Annotated in this window: 15 protein-coding genes; 10 read left to right on the top strand and 5 right to left on the bottom strand. The window is 57.8% G+C overall.

Annotation, left to right across the window (positions count from 1 at the left end):
* Positions 1–369: 369 nt before the first annotated feature.
* The gene (locus tag ACT01B_RS21510) at positions 370–849 is read left to right on the top strand and encodes a hypothetical protein (RefSeq protein ID WP_445145237.1); all 480 of its coding nucleotides are present in this window, start codon (positions 370–372) and stop codon (positions 847–849) included.
* Between the two features lie 291 nt (positions 850–1,140).
* On the opposite strand, the gene ACT01B_RS21505 is transcribed toward ACT01B_RS21510, so the two are convergent.
* Positions 1,141–2,301 (bottom strand): IS30 family transposase, encoded by a 1,161-nt coding sequence (locus tag ACT01B_RS21505; RefSeq protein ID WP_445145236.1) that lies wholly within the window; start codon positions 2,299–2,301, stop codon positions 1,141–1,143.
* Positions 2,302–2,889: 588 nt separating this feature from the next.
* On the opposite strand from ACT01B_RS21505, the gene ACT01B_RS21500 reads away from it, so the two are divergent.
* From ACT01B_RS21500 to ACT01B_RS21490, 3 genes are all read left to right on the top strand, one after another.
* Entirely contained in the window at positions 2,890–3,246 is a 357-nt protein-coding gene (locus tag ACT01B_RS21500; RefSeq protein WP_445145235.1) for a hypothetical protein, read from the top strand.
* 582 nt (positions 3,247–3,828) lie between these two features.
* Positions 3,829–4,452 (top strand): hypothetical protein, encoded by a 624-nt coding sequence (locus tag ACT01B_RS21495; protein ID WP_445145234.1) that lies wholly within the window; start codon positions 3,829–3,831, stop codon positions 4,450–4,452.
* A gap of 576 nt (positions 4,453–5,028) precedes the next feature.
* Complete coding sequence (locus ACT01B_RS21490) at positions 5,029–5,589, top strand: hypothetical protein (RefSeq protein WP_445145233.1); 561 nt, start codon at positions 5,029–5,031, stop codon at positions 5,587–5,589.
* A 126-nt stretch (positions 5,590–5,715) separates the two neighbouring features.
* Here ACT01B_RS21490 and ACT01B_RS21485 read toward each other — a convergent pair whose 3' ends face one another.
* Entirely contained in the window at positions 5,716–6,159 is a 444-nt protein-coding gene (locus ACT01B_RS21485) for a nuclear transport factor 2 family protein (protein ID WP_445145232.1), read from the bottom strand.
* Between the two features lie 616 nt (positions 6,160–6,775).
* Between ACT01B_RS21485 and ACT01B_RS21480 the strand changes: the two genes are divergently transcribed.
* A complete protein-coding gene (locus ACT01B_RS21480) occupies positions 6,776–7,150 on the top strand; it encodes a carboxypeptidase-like regulatory domain-containing protein (RefSeq protein WP_445145231.1) in 375 nt (124 codons plus the stop codon).
* A 72-nt stretch (positions 7,151–7,222) separates the two neighbouring features.
* On the opposite strand, the gene ACT01B_RS21475 is transcribed toward ACT01B_RS21480, so the two are convergent.
* Positions 7,223–8,821, bottom strand: coding sequence for a hypothetical protein (locus ACT01B_RS21475; protein WP_445145230.1), 1,599 nt, complete (start codon positions 8,819–8,821; stop codon positions 7,223–7,225).
* 912 nt (positions 8,822–9,733) lie between these two features.
* Positions 9,734–10,642, bottom strand: a complete 909-nt coding sequence (locus ACT01B_RS21470; protein WP_445145229.1) for an AraC family transcriptional regulator N-terminal domain-containing protein — start codon at positions 10,640–10,642, stop codon at positions 9,734–9,736.
* A 149-nt stretch (positions 10,643–10,791) separates the two neighbouring features.
* Between ACT01B_RS21470 and ACT01B_RS21465 the strand changes: the two genes are divergently transcribed.
* From ACT01B_RS21465 to ACT01B_RS21455, 3 genes are read left to right on the top strand one after another with little or no spacing between them, the layout of a single operon-like run.
* Entirely contained in the window at positions 10,792–11,538 is a 747-nt protein-coding gene (locus tag ACT01B_RS21465; RefSeq protein WP_445145228.1) for an SDR family NAD(P)-dependent oxidoreductase, read from the top strand.
* A gap of 12 nt (positions 11,539–11,550) precedes the next feature.
* The gene (locus ACT01B_RS21460; protein ID WP_445145227.1) at positions 11,551–11,901 is read left to right on the top strand and encodes a hypothetical protein; all 351 of its coding nucleotides are present in this window, start codon (positions 11,551–11,553) and stop codon (positions 11,899–11,901) included.
* Between the two features lie 60 nt (positions 11,902–11,961).
* The gene (locus ACT01B_RS21455; protein ID WP_445145226.1) at positions 11,962–12,273 is read left to right on the top strand and encodes a hypothetical protein; all 312 of its coding nucleotides are present in this window, start codon (positions 11,962–11,964) and stop codon (positions 12,271–12,273) included.
* A gap of 461 nt (positions 12,274–12,734) precedes the next feature.
* On the opposite strand, the gene ACT01B_RS21450 is transcribed toward ACT01B_RS21455, so the two are convergent.
* On the bottom strand, positions 12,735–12,911 hold the full coding sequence (locus tag ACT01B_RS21450) for a hypothetical protein (RefSeq protein WP_445145225.1): 177 nt from the start codon (positions 12,909–12,911) through the stop codon (positions 12,735–12,737).
* Positions 12,912–13,278: 367 nt separating this feature from the next.
* On the opposite strand from ACT01B_RS21450, the gene ACT01B_RS21445 reads away from it, so the two are divergent.
* Both ACT01B_RS21445 and ACT01B_RS21440 read left to right on the top strand, forming a co-directional pair.
* Entirely contained in the window at positions 13,279–15,966 is a 2,688-nt protein-coding gene (locus tag ACT01B_RS21445) for a TonB-dependent receptor (protein ID WP_445145224.1), read from the top strand.
* A gap of 220 nt (positions 15,967–16,186) precedes the next feature.
* Positions 16,187–16,876 (top strand): response regulator transcription factor, encoded by a 690-nt coding sequence (locus ACT01B_RS21440; RefSeq protein ID WP_445145223.1) that lies wholly within the window; start codon positions 16,187–16,189, stop codon positions 16,874–16,876.
* Positions 16,877–17,057 lie beyond the last annotated feature (181 nt).

Raw genomic sequence — 17,057 nt, 5'->3', positions numbered from 1 at the left:
TCGGCTCTCCGCACGCGAATCCAAGGCTGTTCTTGATCGCTACGGCCGGGGCTGGGTTTGTGGCAAGTCTCCCGGTTTCTTACTTCTTCTTTCGAGTATTTGTTTCCCGCCTTTGGTTTCGTTTCCAGCCAGCGCTAAGCAATACACCTTCGTGTCCTGGCGAATCAAATTGACGCGGCAAAGGCAGCGGCGAAAGAGAAATACGTTCGAGTATAGGGTCCGCTTTCGACTGCGACTTCAGGCGGTGAACGCAACACACTATAGACGCGCGAGCGGAAGGAGTGTTGCCCATGACGACGGTACCCCGGAAGCATTTCACGGACGCCCACGATCCATCGTTGTTCTGTCGTACGTCATCAGGGGAAAAGCATGAGAGGCGTGTTTGTTGGCGTGGTCGTACTGGCCATGGGGATAGCCACGACGGCATCCGCACAGGTTGGTGCGGTTAGTAGCAATGGTTACGAGTTCAATTTCGCCGAAAGCAAGTGCCCGACCGCAGTCTGTACGACTGCCGAGAATTTGCGGGACGCCAAGGCTATTGATGCCATTCTCTATGGCAACGACTCGCGAGAAGATCGTCTAGCGAGGCTAAAGCCTTACGTTGAGCCAATGCAGTCCCTGGATGATGTAAAAAGCCGGGTCGCCTTAGACGACTGTGTTACGAGCGGCCCGGGCGTGATGGATTGCGGGGTTGCCGGCAGCGGACTCTCGCTAGTGTTTGATCCCGACAAAAAACTCAGGCTGATTCGTCGGCGTGCCCACGTCATCGACGGCGTCGCGCAGCCGGAGCAGTCCATCACTGATCGGGGGTTCGAGTGGCACGGCTATCGGCGCTGGTACGAGAACTAGGTGGCCGCAAGGTCGGCTTCCGACCCGGAACGGACGCTACAGTAGAGCAGGCCCGATACGGGGGGAGTATGTGGCGAGCGCTAAAAATCATGTTTGCTGCCAACGCGATGGCGTTTCTTGGCCTGTTGGTTGTTTTTCTATTAGTGCTCTTCGCGAAAGGGCCCGAATCGGCAGGTCGCGTCTGGATTGCGCCTTGGCCCTACCTCGTGATCTGGCCCGTGTCGATCGTTCTTTGCGTGCGGTATCTGCGCACGTAAGCTTTGGGGAGAAGGTCCGCTTCCGACTGCGGATTCAGCCGGTCGTTGCAACAGTTTGATGAAATCGCTCGGCCGGCGTTTCGTAGTTTAAGGTTTTCCTGGGTCGCTCGTTCAGGCGCCTTGCCACGGCATCGAGTTGCGCTTGTGAGAACCCGGATAGATCCATCCCCTTGGGGAAATACTGCCTCAGAAGTCCATTGGTATTTTCGTTCGATCCACGTTGCCAAGGGTTGTACGGATCACAGAAGTAGACCTTGATGTCCGTCGCCAACGTAAAGCGCTGATGTTGAGCCATCTCCGATCCTCGATCCCAGGTCAGCGATCGATACAGCTCGCGCGGAAGTTTCCCTGCGTGTTTGATCAACGCATTGACCACCGTCTCACTGTCCTTGCCGTCCAACCTGACCAGCACGACATAGCGTGACCACCTCTCGACCAGCGTGGCGATCTGGCTGTTCCTGCCGCCAAACAAGAGATCGCCCTCCCAATGGCCTGGCACGGCTCGGTCTTCGATATCGGCGGGACGTTCGCGGATCGAGATGGCGCCGGTGATCTGAGCATGATCATCGGTTTTTTGCGTGTGATGTCGCGACCGGCGCATGGCTCGCGTGCGCCGAAGGTGCGCCAAGAGCTCTTTTTTCAGGGCTCCGCGCGCCTGGATGAAGAGGCTGCGATAGATCGTTTCGTGCGACACCTGAAGCGCCTCATTCCCCGGGTACGTCCGTTTGAGCCAGCCGGCAATCTGCTCCGGCGCCCATTGTTGCTGGAGCTTAGCGGCTACCAAGCGCGCCAGGGTCCGGTGCTGGGCAAGCTTGCAGGGCTTGGGGCGACGGGCGCGATCCAACGCGCGTTGGTCGGCGCAGCTGGCCCGGTAGCGGTCCTGTCCGCCATTGCGTCGAATTTCCCGGCTGATCGTCGATGGCGCCCGGCTCAACCGCACCGCCACGGAGCGTATCGATTGTCCTGCCATCAGCGCCCGTGAAATCTCTTCGCGCTCGGCTAGGGTCAGTGCTCGATCAGGCCGGCAGCGCACCGCGGGCCGGATACCGCCGGTCTCGGCCAGAACCCGGCGGACCGAGGAATGATGCCGATCAAAGAGCCTGGCAATCTGGTGAAGAGACTCGCCACGCTGCCAGCGGTCCCACATCAGCCCAATCTGCGTGTGGGTGTAATGAATCGGAGGTCGATGGGACATCTTGCAACACTCCCGCTGCTCGCGCAGTCTTTAGTGTGTTGCAACGACCGGCTGAATCCGCAACCCGAAGCGGACATCAACGTTTTCCCTTGAAAGCCAACAACAATGCACGCGAGACAATCAGATTGCATGGATGACTTGACGCTTTCTATCATCGCGGCATCGTTCGAACTTGGCGTCCCAGCATGTACGCTTGCCCTCTTTCTCCGTAGGCCAAAGCTCCGGAGAGCTGCGGTGGTCGTTTTGGGTGCGACGTGCCTCCCTCTCGTTCTATATCTGCTCATCGCCGCTGGCCATTTTCTGAGCGTGGCAGGGAAGAGCCAGGACTTCGCGTTCTACGCTATGTGGGTGATGACCTTTTGGGCCTATGTCGCTGTGCTGGTAGGAGCTATTGCCGTTGCTCTCGTTTCTCGACCGACCAATCTAGTCGCTAGATTCTTCGTTGGTTTAGCTTCGGCCCCAGTCTCCTACTTCTTGTTCAACGCTCTGTTTTGATGTGGTCGTCGGGGCATTCGCCAGGCATGGTGGGACTGTCCGCTTGCGACCCGGAGCAGACCTTATCGCCAACAGTCGTATAGGAGTCCTTTCTTGTATCCCAACATTCCAGACATCCAGTTTTCTTCGAAGCGTGATGCCGGAACCTGCGTCATTTATACGTTTGGATTCACGGAAGGCCGCGAGAGACGACAAGTTGAGGCGATTCTTGGGCAGATCACGGCGGCTGACGAGATTTCTGTGGCCGATCCAGCCGATCCCGAAGCGTCCTATGAGGTTCGGCGCGCGGTAGTTGGCTTTGAACGAAAGCACGGACGTCACGGGTCCTACGGAACCTGGATTTCTGCTTCTAATATTGAGGCTGTCGAATGGTTGTTGCAGGGTGCAGAAGCTAGTTCCAAGACTGCGAAGGCTGGCTTCGGTGGCGTTTTAACTTGCAAGCGGCAATGATTCTTCGAAGGTCCGTTTCCGACCCGATGCAGACAGTTCCTTGGAGGAGAAATGGGGAACCGATCACCAGCCAGACGAATCGCTTACGAGCGGCCACTGACCGGAGCATTGATACACCGATCCATGTCGAACCTATTTCCTCGAAGGAATGATTACGGCGACGGTTCGTTCGATGAACTGGCAACAGAACTGCGGGCGCTAGGAATCACCTGCATTGGCGATTTCAAACGCCTAATGACCCGCTATAGGCGTGCTTTGCTCAGCTTTGATCGAGCCCCGTTATCGGAGTTCGAGCGCCGTTTGGCCACCCATGACCTTGGCGCGGCCTTTGTGTCCGATCGCACTAGACGCCAATATTGGTTCGCTTACCCTGGCCTAGTGCGGACCGCTATCGAGATGCATTTCGGTGAAGATGCCGTGCCATCGAAGCACGAAGATTAGCCGGTTTGGCAATGTTCGCCTCCGACCCGGAGCGGACACAATCTAGCTTCCGAGCACGCGTTGGAATCTGCCGATAGAGCACAGGGGAGTTTCATGCGGGCAATGATGATCGGGGTAGCGCTTCTACTAGCAGGAATTAGCATGGCGGCCACGGCCCAAGCGGCACAGGCCGCTTCGGGCGGCAACCTGAGCGCGCTCGGCACCTATTTCCGGCCGGCTTGGAAATCTACGTGCTCGGTTCAAGGCGGCCCCACGACAATCGCGTTTACATCGGCTGGCGGCGATGCCACCGATGACGATATGCAGGTGGTGGCATCGTGGCCTGACGGTTCGTCGATCAATCTGGGATTGAAACCGGGGCTCTTCCCCCAGTCCAAAGGATTTACCAGCCCTGATGGTGGCTGCGAAGGTATCGGGGTGACGGTGCCGGGGCAGGATCAGATGTTGCTTTGGGTTGAGCGCGACGATAGACCGCTGGGGCCCCGCTTGGCGCTGGTGTTGCTCGACACCAGGCAACATCGCGTGCTTGATGTTGTGAACGACGCGGGTAAAGCAATGTGGGGTTTCGAACTTTGCTCGACAAGGTTGCAACCAGGCCTTTACGAAACGCTACTTGTCGGCGGCTATCAGGACCGGGGTCAGACCGCGGAGCCCCTGGATCTACCGCGAATGATGCGTATCGAAGTAGTCGGCAACCAACTAAAACTGACTTGGGGTGACTGGGCATCAAAGGCGCACAGCAAAGGACAGTGCTTTGATTCATAGTGGCCAGAACATCATCTGATAAATCGTCCGCTTGCGACCCAGAACGGACTCACTGGGTGGCGCTTCAAGAGGCTACATTCTCAGGGGAAGCTAAATGCGACTTATGCGAATTTTTGCGTTTGCATGTCTTCTAACCATTGCCTCGTTCGTTGTGGAGGGGGCCTTGTACGCACTCCTGCGGTCGAACCCCGGTTTGTGGGGAGATCCTTGGCCAGTGGCCTCCGGGCGATTCCAGTCGACCCTGTTGCTTGCTAGCGCAGCCGCCACTAGTTTGATCTCTATCTGGTTCGTCTGGCCAATCCACAGGTACGCTTTCGCGCATGCTGTCGCCTTCTGCACGGTTGCCGCGCTCTTACTATCCACACCGCTATTTCTTTTGGGTATGAGCGTTACAGGCCCGGCTTGGCCATTGCTTCGCGTGCATGTGGTTTGCGTCTTGGCTTCAACGCTCGGAGTCTGGCTTTTTCGGATTGCAACGGGCCAGTCACGCTTGCGTTTTGGCCAAAGCTAAGGGTCTGCTTCCGACCCAATGCGGACCTAAACTAGCGTCGTCCACGACAAGGAATGGGAGGCGAAATGCGCAATATGGCAATGATTTTTGCTCTGCTCGTTACGACTGCGCCGATCTCTATCCAAGCTTCAGATCCCCAAAACGTCCACGCAGAAAATGGGCTGGATTACTCGATCCCGAGCAGCAGCCCCGTTAAGTTTCTAGCCGTTGGCGAGTATGGAAAGGTATCATTTCAGGGTCGCTTCGTGATGTCTGGGACCTATCACTATGGTTACATCACGAACGACCCAGACGCAGACTCTGATTACGGGGCGTTGGAACTGTATTTCGTTCCCGACAGGGCCATTGCTGCTCGTTTACCCTATTGGGCACAGCGAGGGCGTGTGCATGAGATTTGGTTTAGGAACCAAGAGGCATTTGTAAGGTCTGTCATCTCTTCGGAAGTAATTGAAGCTCTAAAGCAGAGGAAGACTATGTCGGCCAATGGTCGGGCCTCAGTTGTAGTTGAGCGGTATCAAGCATCTGTCGAATGCGACTATCCGTCTTACACCGTGTCCTTCGTTGCCCTTGATGAGCGTGGATATGGTCTCGCCAGTGATGCACTTGTCGATCAGTATGGGTGTTAGGTGCTAGGCCTGTGATCACAGTTGGATAGTCCGCTCCCGACCCGAGGCAGTCACTGAACCTTTCGACCAAGATCGCCGGGTTTCGACACGAGTCGGAACAAGCGCGACGAAAACGCTGAGCGCGTATCAGAACATCGAGTTTGGGTTCGCCGGATGCTCTGGCGCGTGTTGGATGACATCCCAGTGTTCGACGATCTTCCCCTTGCGGACCCGAAAAATCTCAGCCACGGCAATCGGAGGCGCATCCGGCGCCGGTGTGACGCGCACGTGCAGAAACACCATGTCACCTTCGGCGATAGTGCGCACGATTTCCCATTTCGGATCGGGAAATTTCTTCTTGAGATCTTCGAGGAAGGCCACCGTGGATTTCGCTGTTCCATCGGTGCTGTCCGCGCTGTGTTCGACAAAGTCCGAAGCGGCATAACGCGAGAACGCCCCCGCCGGTTTGAAGTCGTGAAGGGCCAGCCGGTAGAACGCTAGAACGACGGCCTTGGAGTCCTGTGAAGTTTCCGCAGCGAGGGCGGGCATTACGAGCAACAGGCACAATGCAATGGCGGTCCAAAGCTTCATCTCACATCCCCCAAGTTCGAGTGGGCCTAGTTTGGTCGCCCTAGCTGGCGATCGAAAAAGGTGTCAGGGACCATTAAAGATGGCGAGGTGGTCGCCCGAGCGATCGCACCGCGGTGAAACGACCTGTCCTGACTTCGACCCATGAGCGAAACCGATCCGTCCCCAGCACCTTCTACAGTTGCACAGAAATTGTCCCTGACACCTTTTTCGCCCTATGGTCCGGTGGCTTATATACCCCGACAAAATCGTTGCATATCTGTCTATTGGCCATAGAACGCTGACGTCATTGACGCTGCTCTGGCCTTCGCTGGAAAAAGCTGTCAGGGACAATTAAAAATGGCGATGTGGTCGCCTGAGCGGTCGCACCGCGGTGAAACGACCCGTCCTGGCTTCGATCCACAAGCGAGACTGATCCGTCACAAGTACGTTCTGCTGTTGGGGGTAGGCTGCGGATCTTATCGACTAGATAGTTGGGCAATTCAGAAATTGTCCCTCAAAAATTGTCCCTGACACCTTTTGGGGTGCGGGTAGAACGATAGGCTGGTCGTGGTAACCAGATCGGTATTCGCTGCGCCGGCGAGGCGGTCACAAAAATCACTGCCCCAAGGAGACGACCATGATGCGGCTCGCACTCGCACTCATAATCGCACTGATGCCCTGCACTCATGTATGGGCAGCGCCTATTTCGACTGGAGTGAGCGGCATGGTGAGCCTGTCTCCGGCACGACCCGGTCCACAACACGCCGGCGAATCAGACGCCGCGCCGATGGCTAGCGTCACGGTACAGGTGCGCAAAGCCGATGGCCAAGTGGTTGCACGTACGGTCACCGATGCCCAGGGACGCTTCAGCGTACAGGTGCCTGCTGGCCAATATCGGGTGGAGGTCGATGTCCAGGGTGCTGCGCTGCCACGATGCGAGATAGCCAGCGCCCTCGTGCACGACGGTCAACTCACGCACGTGCGCTTGGACTGCGACTCTGGAATACGATAAAGGACGGCGTCCAGAAATGACGGACTTGAGGCATCCTCACCCTGTCGCCAGGGTGAAGATGCCCGTTACCCCTTACTGGCAGGTCGAGAACTTGAACGACTCGAGGCGCGTGCTCCAGTTGAACGCACCGGTGGTCTTCAGGTACTCGTTCGTGTACCAGAACGTGCAGTCATCGCTGGGATCGACCGTCATCGCGCTGTAGTCGCCCCAGCGTGACAGGTTGCTGCCACTCTGTGAGCCCAGCCCTTCGATGATGCTGTTTTCAGCTTGCATGGTACTCAACGCATCGGTCGCCAAGCGTCCGGTATAGCGGATAGCCGGATGGATGGCACTGCTGGACGCGCTGTAGCCAAGCGCCATATTGCCCTGCTTGTCCATCGCCACTGAACCCATCCAACGATACGTGGTATCGGGTGAGAAGGTGGATTGCTGGTACACCACGGGCGTCGCGCCCGGACTGCGGACTTCATACCAACGCACGCCGGTATACGGGTTCTGCCTGGTCGTGCCGACCTTTACCGAATGAGTCACCACGAGCGACTCGTGATCGGTGAAGTGGCGGTAGGCCAGACGGAACATCAGGCGATCGGCCAGCGAATCGAGCTTCTGACTCGTGCCCGTCTGCGGAACGCAGGTGCCACCACCGCACGCCGCAGCAAACGAGGCGACCGGAATCGCCGTAGGGCCGGTTAGCGTCGTATTGGCGGTATTGGTCCAGTCCACGTGAAACTTCCACAGGTTCAACTTGCTGGTGCCGAAGTTCATCAGGTAGTTCGGCGAGCCCGCCGGCGGTGCGGTGGATCCATCGAGGTCAGCCGGCAAAACGCCACCATAACTGGTGGAAAGCTGGAAGCATTGCTGCGTGGCTGCAGCGCCGCTCAGCATGGCATTGCGGTCGTAGGCACACAGCTTGGCACCGGCGAAGGTGTTGCCGTTGAACATGTTGAAGGTTTCGTAATACGCATCCGGCCACACGCCCATCTTCGGATAGTCGGGGAAGACGCTGCCATAGGGGAACGCGTAGCGGTAGTAAGCGCCGGTAGCGTCACTCGTCGCGGACACGGCCACGCATTCGAAGTACGGCGCAGCAGTCACCGCGAATTGAGAGACCACCCAACGGCCGGCAGCTTTGTCGTAAACCACCGTGGCGTCGCCGTCGTTGTCGGTTTCACATGGTCCGCCAAAGCCTGACCAAAGGGTGTTCGTGGCCACCGGACCATATGTGACGGCTTTGGTGGCCTTGTCGAACACGGCGAAACCGCTGTTGACGAGTTGCACATACTGCGTCGCACCCACGGCACCATTGGTATCCGGCGGTGCGCTGTTGACCGTAAACGTCCCCTGGGGGCCGCTGAAACCGTTGCCCACGCCATCAACGCCGGAACCTGCCGTTGGGGCGAACACACCGGTGGTTGAGCCCTGCACGGCGCCGTCGGTTGGGTTGCCCGGACCATCGAGCCACGGCAGCGGATGCTGCGGATGCTGGTGCGGACTCTTCGCGAAATCGTCGGGTCGCGGCATCACGCCGCGTAAGGAATGCAAGACATCGTGCTGTACGGCTGGACTGACATCGGGACCGCTTTGAGTATCGGCGTACGCGCTGCCCGCAAGGGCAAGACCGATGGCGACGCAAAGCGCAACAGCTCGGTTACCCGGCTTGTTCAATGACATGACTCCCTCCAGTGCAATGATGCGATGACCTCATGAAAGGCCCGATTGCGCATACGACGCATGTGGCCGTGGTGAAGACCACAGCGAAACACGCAGACCGGAATTCCCCCGTCGAAACGCTGCATCCTGCGGCGCCTCCCCACGACGATGGCTGACGGGACGTTGCACCGTATACCTTACCGTCGGCTTTCGCCCGTGATGCCCGTCACAGATGGCGAGCGGCCATGCCATGGGTGCGCGTGCTGTGCCTGCATGCTTTCTCCTCTGATTCACCGAACTTAAGGCCAGTAAACCGGGGGACGAACTAACGGGGTCAGGTTCACTTCCGTCGCGGTGGGCGATGGGCAGGGCGGACACCAGCGAAGCGCCGCGCCTTGGTTTCCACTCATCGACTAGATAGCTGGGCAATTCAGAAATTGTCCCTGACACCTATTTGATCCGGACGGTGGGTTTGCGCAGGGGATGAAAGCCTGCGCATTTGGGATGCTTGGACCCCCAGCGAAGCGGCCCGGGCCCAGTTGGTGCAAGCCCTTGAAGAGCATCGTTGTGAGATTGCACCACTAGCTTCTGCTCGTGCCTTTCGACTCGCCATTCGCCGAATGGGTGATTCAGTCCCGCATCTTCCTGGAGAGGGGAAAAAGGTGTCAGGGACAATTAAAGATGGCGAGGTGGTCGCCTGATCGGTCGCACCGCGGGAAGCGACCTGTCCTGGCTTCGCCCACGAGCGAAACCGATCCGTCCCCAGCACCTTCTGCGATTGCAGGTAACTGCGGATCTCATCGACAACGTCAGAAATTGTCCCCGGCACCTATTCGTGGAGCATAAGAACGAAGCTGTCGTGATGAAGAAGAGCGGCGTGCCATGACAGCCAACACTTCGTTCCCATTGGCTCACTTCGCGGGGAAGCAAAGGTCAGGCCAAAGGCTCTAAATGACTGCCACCGCTGCCATCTGGGCGCAGTTGTTTTCGCACTTCAAGTGCATCCTTGGCCGGCGACATGCCGAAGAAGCGCGTGTATTCGCGACTGAACTGGGAAGGGCTTTCGTAGCCGACTTCGTAGGCCACCGTCGAGGCCTGCTGGGCGCTAACGACCAGCAGCTCCCTGGCGCGCAACAGGCGGAGCTGCTTCTGGAACTGAATCGGACTCATCGCCGTGACCGCCTTGAAGCGGCGGTGAAACGTGGCGGGGCTCATTGCAGCCACGTCCGCCAGGGTTTCTACCTGCACCGATTGGGCGTAGTGGTTCCTCAGCCAAGCAATCGCCTGGCGTACGCGAGCGAGAGTACTGTCCTGCGCTGCGATGTCGCGCAACATCCATCCCTGCGATCCCTGCAGCACCCGATACATGATCTCTCGTTCGTAGGCTGGGGCCAGTGCCGCTATATCTGCAGGGCGCTCCATCAACCGCAATAAGCGGACCCAGGCATCCAGCAGTTCGGGAGTCACCGGGCACACTGAGAAGCCGCGTTCTGTATGCGTGACATCGGGGCAAGTCGGAATGTCGTCTAAAAGGCTGGCAATCTTCTCCGGGTCCAGTGTCAAGGCGACTGCGAGGTAAGGCTGGCCGTGGCCGCCCTGATGCACCGTGCCCGTAGCTGGCACATCGATTGACATGACGAAGTAGCTGGCTGGATCGAAGTGCAACGTGCGATCGCCGATAGTCAGGGTTTTCCCACCCTGCAGGATGAGGTTCACCATCGGTTCGTAGATGCCGGTGAGCTGGTGCTCCGGGATTTTGCCCTTGACCATGGCCACACGCGGGATACCGGTTTCGGTCCTGCGATTCTCGGCGCGGGCTGTCAGGCGGCGCAGTTCATCCATAACGTTATCCATGTATGGATTCTGCACGGCCGAGCGGGCATCTGCCATGTACCCGAGAGGATTAGGCAAGCCTGTGATGGAATCCGGCCAAAGTGCCCTGTGTGTGCTGCCTATGCTGGCGCCTCCACAACACACCCGAGGACCTCATCATGAAGATCGTCTTGATCACAGGCGCCAGCCGCGGCATTGGACGGGCCACGGCACTTGCCTGCGCGCGTCGTGGATTAGGCGTCAGCGCCACCTACAACAGCAACAGGTTAAGCGCAGAAGCGGTGGTGCAGCAGATCGAGGCCGAGGGCGGGCAGGCTACTGCGCTATATCTGGACGTTACCAACATTGCCGGCTTTGATGCGTTTTCGCGACAGGTCGCAGACGTGCTGAAACGAACTTGGGGCCGAGACTCCTTCGATTATCTGGTCAACAATGCGGGTGTTGGCGGCTTTGAGCCGATCGTGTCGGTCAGCGAAGCCCAATTCGATGGTCTGATGAATGTGCACCTGAAGGGGCCCTTCTTCCTGACGCAAAGCCTGTTGCCGTTGATGGCCGACGGCGGTGCCATCGTCAACGTGACCAGTGCCACCACGCGCGTGGCGACGTCTGGCGTAGCGCCTTATGCCGCCTGCAAAGGCGGGCTGGAGGTATTGACGCGCTACATGGCTAAGGAGTTCGGCGGACGTCGCATTCGCGCCAACGCCGTTTCGCCGGGTGCGATCCGCACCGATTTGGGCGGGTTGGACAGCCATCCCGAATTCGAAGAGCTACTAGCCTCGCAAACCGCGCTGGCTCGGGTCGGTGAGCCTGAAGACGTGGCCGGCGTGATCACCTCGTTGCTCTCGCCAGAGAATGCTTGGGTCAATGCCCAGAGCATTGAGGTGGGCGGCGGTTATTGCATCTAATCGGAGGTTGTTATGAAACCAGCCATCGAGATAACGTCGTTCAAGCTGGCCAAGGGGGTTAGCTTGGCCGATTTCGTTCGCGCTAACGCGGATGTCGATCCGTGGTTGCGGCAACAGCCGGGGTTCGTGTCGCGGATGTTGACCCAGCAGGATGACGGCACGATCGCCGATATAGTGATCTGGGAGCGCGCCTCCCAGGCGCGTAGCTCAGCGCAGCGTCTGATGAGGGAACTGGCCGATTCACCGGTTCATTCCGCCATCGAGCAACGCACCGTGCAATGGTCCGTGGCGCCGATAGTGCACATGGCAAGCAACAAAAAGGTGTCAGGGCCGATTAGAGATCAGAAAAGGGGCCGGAGGTAGTTAAACCTCTTAACTACCTCCGGCCCCTTTTTCGGGGATAGCTGGGCTTACAATCGCCCGATGGATTATCAGCTGGTCATCAAGTTCTGGCGCAAGTCTCTGGCCGACGAAGCCTTTCTCGCCGTGATTGAGGGAAAGTTGAAGGAGGCTTTGGGCGATGCGGTCGAACTCGAGGGTTACGATGTCAGCCCAAAAGAGATCAATCTTTTCATGCTCGCGTCTGATCCGCGGCATTCCTTTCGGCGCGCAAAGGACGTCCTGGAAGGATTAGACATTCTGAACGGCGTTTCAGCTGCTTTCCGCGTGGCGGGCGGCACCCACTTCACGTCAATCTGGCCGATACGCACCACTCGCAAGTTCAGACTGCCATAGTGCTAGTGAAAGCCTGCCAATTCGTCAGAGCATTATGCGCCGAGCAAGCCCGTGTAGTTGGTTAGGAAGCAGTTGCTTTAGTGGCTCAGGGAGTCATTCGGAGTTCTTCTGGATGTCCGCAGATTGGCGATGCTTGAGACGTCGTTGACCTCCGCTTCCGACCCAAACCAGACCTCTGTAGGAGGCAGTCGGCGCTTCTCCTTGCGGCGTGAGCTGTGGAGCACTGGGCAGAGCGGTTAGTTACGCGAGGTGAAGGCGGGCCGGGAGAAGCTGTTCATCCATCCGGCGTTCATGCGCCTCTTGTCTAGTGACGAGCACGCGGTGGGACCCTACGAGTGAGGCCGCCATTCTGCGATGACCCACTCCGACGGCTGGACTGCCCCGGGATCGCAAGCACTTCTCGCCTCTGATTGAGTTCGCCGTCTCAAACATCATTGGCGCAAGGCCACCTAGATTGTTGGCTATGAGCCGACGACCGCCTTGGCGCCCTTTGCAGGGGTCTTCGCGTGATCTTTGGCGTAGGTCGCCTGTTTGTCTCGAACGCTCTGCATTGCCGTCAGGGTCTCGGCGTTGATCGCCTCAACCGCGTTGTCACCTGGCGTACTCGTGCTCCGTCCGCCGCAGGAAAGGACGCTCATGGTGCATGAGGCTTCCGCGATGGACATGGGCTGGACGGTCTTTCACCGGTTGAGTTCGAATGGCGCTACGCGCACAGCGGTTCCTGAGTGTCTACAAAACGCTGGCCGGTCCTGGCGCTTGCCTGCGCTTGCCCATCGCGAACATCCGCAAAGAGCCTTCTTTCCGGCGAAGGAGCAATTCCTCGTTCCGATTTGGTCCACGTTGCAACAGCGTTTCAAGTCGCCCCTTACGGATCGGTAAGTCAGCAGACACATATTCGTTATACGACGCCCTTAGCGTGGGACAGTCAATCGAGCTGCTACCCCTGGCGCGTGTACCCGCAGTGCCATCGGTCTTCCGTTATCCATCGATCTCGAGGCACGACCTATGCAACCATCAACGCTACGTAGCGCGCTACTTAATTGCACCGCTTTTGTCGGTCTCAGTGCGCTATGTGCACCGGGTTTTGTTTGGGCGCAAAGCCCGCTAGATGCGGTTGATCCGCCGGCGGCGGGTGACGCCGCTTCGGCATCGACCGCAACGGCCTCGAATGCGGATAGCGACACGCCCGATGACGCCAACGATGCCTCGAAAAAGAAGGTCAAGGATCTCCAGGGCGTTCATGTCGTCGCCCCGCGCACCACCGAAGAAACGGCTCGCAACACGCAGCAAAACGCACCCAACATCATCCTTATCCGTACCGGCGACGAGATTCGAGCGTTACCGGATGTCAATGCGGCTGAGGCCGTACGACGCATTCCCGGCGTGTCGCTGGAGACCGATGAGGGTGAGGGCCGTTACGTCAACATTCGTGGTTTCGACGCCGACCTGAACAGTACGACCTATGCTGGCGTACGCTTGTTGCCAACCAATAATGCGTCACCCTTCGGCGGCTATCGTGGTGTCGCGCTGGATTCCATTCCGACGGGTTTCATTGGTGCCATCGCGGTAACAAAGTCCAACCTGCCACGCCAGGATGCCGAGGCGCTTGGCGGTACCATCGAAGTGCTGCCAAAAACGGCGCCGGTCGAGCAAGGTCCGTTTCTTGAAGGCGATATTGGCGGGGGATATGAGGAGTTGCGCAGCACCAAAGTAACCAACTTCTCACTGGCAGGAGGTGGCCGCTTTGGTCCGTTTTCGATCGTCCTGACGGCCTCGGGTCATACCGACTCTCGGGGCATTGATGACGTCGAGCCCGCTTACTTCAACAATGACACCCATCCTTATCAGGCGGTAAATGTCATCGAGCAGCGCGACTACGAGCTGCATCGTCGCCGTCATGGCTATGCCATGGATCTTGACTACCAACCCGATGACAACAACGAATGGTACTTCCGTGCGTTCGAGGCGGGTTACACCGAAGACTACAAGCGCCAGGTCATGGATATCACGCCGGACGGCAACACTATCGTCCAGCCGAACGGCACGCTCCAGGACACCTTGACCTTCCCTGGCGGCATTACTAAGTCGCTGCGCGACGAGCAGGAAACGTCGAAAGAACGGCTCTATATGCTTGGCGGCAAAAATACGATCGCCGCACTTGGCGACACGACCGTCGACTATCACGTAGCCTACGTCGAAGGCACTTATAAAAAGCCCTACGACTACAACTCGACGTTTACGTATAACTCGCCATCGACGCCGGCTGGTGAGCTTACGTATAGCCCTACCGGTCCCGGCCATGTTCCGCTCTACACCATTACCGGCGCGCCCGGCTACCTGGATCCAGCGAACTACACGCTAAGCGCGATCAATAACAGCACGGCCAACAACTTCGACCACGAAATGTCGTATGCCGCCAACTCTCAAACTCCGATCGACTGGGGAAGCCTGACCGAACAGTCGCTTGACTTTGGCGTAAGTGTGCGTGATCGACATAAGCAAACGACGGCGCAGCCGTATGCCGTAAGCACTTCGAACATCCCTTTGACCGCCGTGTCCGGTAGCGTCAACGAGACGTACTACGACGGCCACTATCAGAACGGCGTTGACATCATTCCCGGGGCGCTGCAACAAATCTTTGGCTACGGAACCATTGGGCCTAGCCAGATACTCAGTAGCCAGCAACAGTATCTGGATGCGCACGAAGATATTTACGCTGGTTACGGCGAGTACCGGGGAACCTACGACAAGCTGGGCATTCTGGCCGGCGTCCGTTACGAGGAAACTCGTGATCGCAGCAATGCCTACTCGGCGGGTGTAGATGCTTCGGGCAACTCGTTCGCGACACCCATTTCCACCAAGCATAGCTACAACAATTTCTTCCCGAGCTTGCAGTTCCGTTATGAGTTGCAGCCCAACACCATACTGCGCGCAGCCTACTCATCGACGATCGGTCGCCCCGGCTTCAATCAAGCCAATCCGGCACTGGCGGTCGACCTCGGGTCGGGCATCGTCACTACGGGTAATCCGGCGTTGAAGCCCGCAACGGCCAATAGCTTCGATTTCAGCATCGAAGAGTACTTGCCCAATGGCGGCATCCTCTCCGCAGGCATATTCGACAAAGAGATTTCCAACTACATCGTACCGATCCAGACGACACAGGCATTTGATAACAGCCTGTTCCCGGGTAACTCCCTGCCGCTTCGAGTGTTCACCTTCAAGAACATCAGCTCATCGTATGCACGCGGCCTGGAACTGAACTGGAACCAGCAATTCCAGAACCTGCCAGGTTGGCTCAGCGGCTTCGGTGCGGGCGCCAACTACACTTGGGTGGATTCGCGCATTGAGATCCGACCCGGTGAGTACTCGCTGCTGCCGTCCACTTCGAAGAACACCTGGAACGCGACGTTGTTCTACAAGCGATCCGGGTTACAGGTGAACCTGGCTGCCTACTCAGTGTCATCCGACCTTTTCAGCGTCGGCTCGGATCGATCGAGCGATGTCTTCAACGCCGCTCGAACGTCCATGGATTTCGGTGCAAGTTATGATCTCCCGGAAAACTGGACCATCTATTTTCAAGCCAAGAACCTGCTGAATACACCCCACGCTTTCTATCAGGGCACGTCAAACAGGCCCATCCAGCGCGAATTTTATGGCTTGACCTACCTTGCAGGCGTTCGATTCCAGTTCTAATCGACCGGGCGGATGGGGTCGTCAGCCATCGCTGACGGCCCCATCCCTTACGTCGCATGAGCCCGAACAGTGATTGGCGATGAGTCGATTTCCATTCGACGCAACGCGAACCGACATCCACTAGCGAGCCGAGCATCTCTGTGCGCGTCTTCAAACGGACTTCGCCAAAACTGGTCAGCGCGCTACTTGCTCCGAAGTTCTCCTGCAGAACTACGCGCGAATGAAAATCTTGCTTGTCGAAGGTGACGGAGACGCCAGGTCGTATATGACCAAAGGGCTTTCGGCGAGAGGACATCGCGTCCACGAGGCGTCCGATGGCGGCGAAGGTCTCCTGTTAGCCTGTACGGAAAACTATGATGTGTTAGTGCTCAATCGAGCGCTACCAACGCTGGACGGGCCCGGTCTCGTGCGGGAACTTCGCGAACGTGGGGTGGAAGCGAAGATCTTGATGCTCGCGGAGTTGAACGACCTGGACTCCCTTGCTGATGGAGCCAGCGGAGGGGCGAACGACTTCCTGGTCAAACCCTTTGCGTTTACCGAGCTGATCGCTCGCATCAATACTTTAGTCCTCTGGGTGAAACCCGCCGCAGATGGACCTACGTTCCTGCTTCGGCTTGGTGATCTAGAACTCAATCTCGTCGATCATCGAGCGCGTCGATCAGGACGCCTCATCTCGCTGCAACCACGCGAGTGGCACCTATTGGAATACCTGATGCGGCACGCAGGAGACGTGGTGACGCGGGCGATGCTTCTTGAACATGTCTGGGGTCGAGAATCGTCAAAAACCAGTCTTGTGGAGACGCATATCTCCAGGTTGCGCGACAAGATCGATAGGGACTTTCCCGGACCCAGGCTGCTGACCACGGTGCGCGGCGAAGGCTACGTGCTCGGTCCAACTCACAAGGCTTAGATGGCTATCTACGTGCGCTCGTAAGATCTGAAGCAAGCGTTCAATGCTTTTCGTTCTCTGGATTAGTCTCGCGCATCCTTTTACAAAGACACTCACACGATAACTTCGGGTGAGAAGTTATTGGATGATATCCGACTCCCACCATTAGCATTTATCAAATTTCAATTTGTATTCGAACAAC

The organism is Dyella sp. Tek66A03, assembly GCF_052567735.1.
Note: the sequence above shows the minus strand (reverse complement) of the source record. Positions and strands in the feature narration are given on the sequence as shown.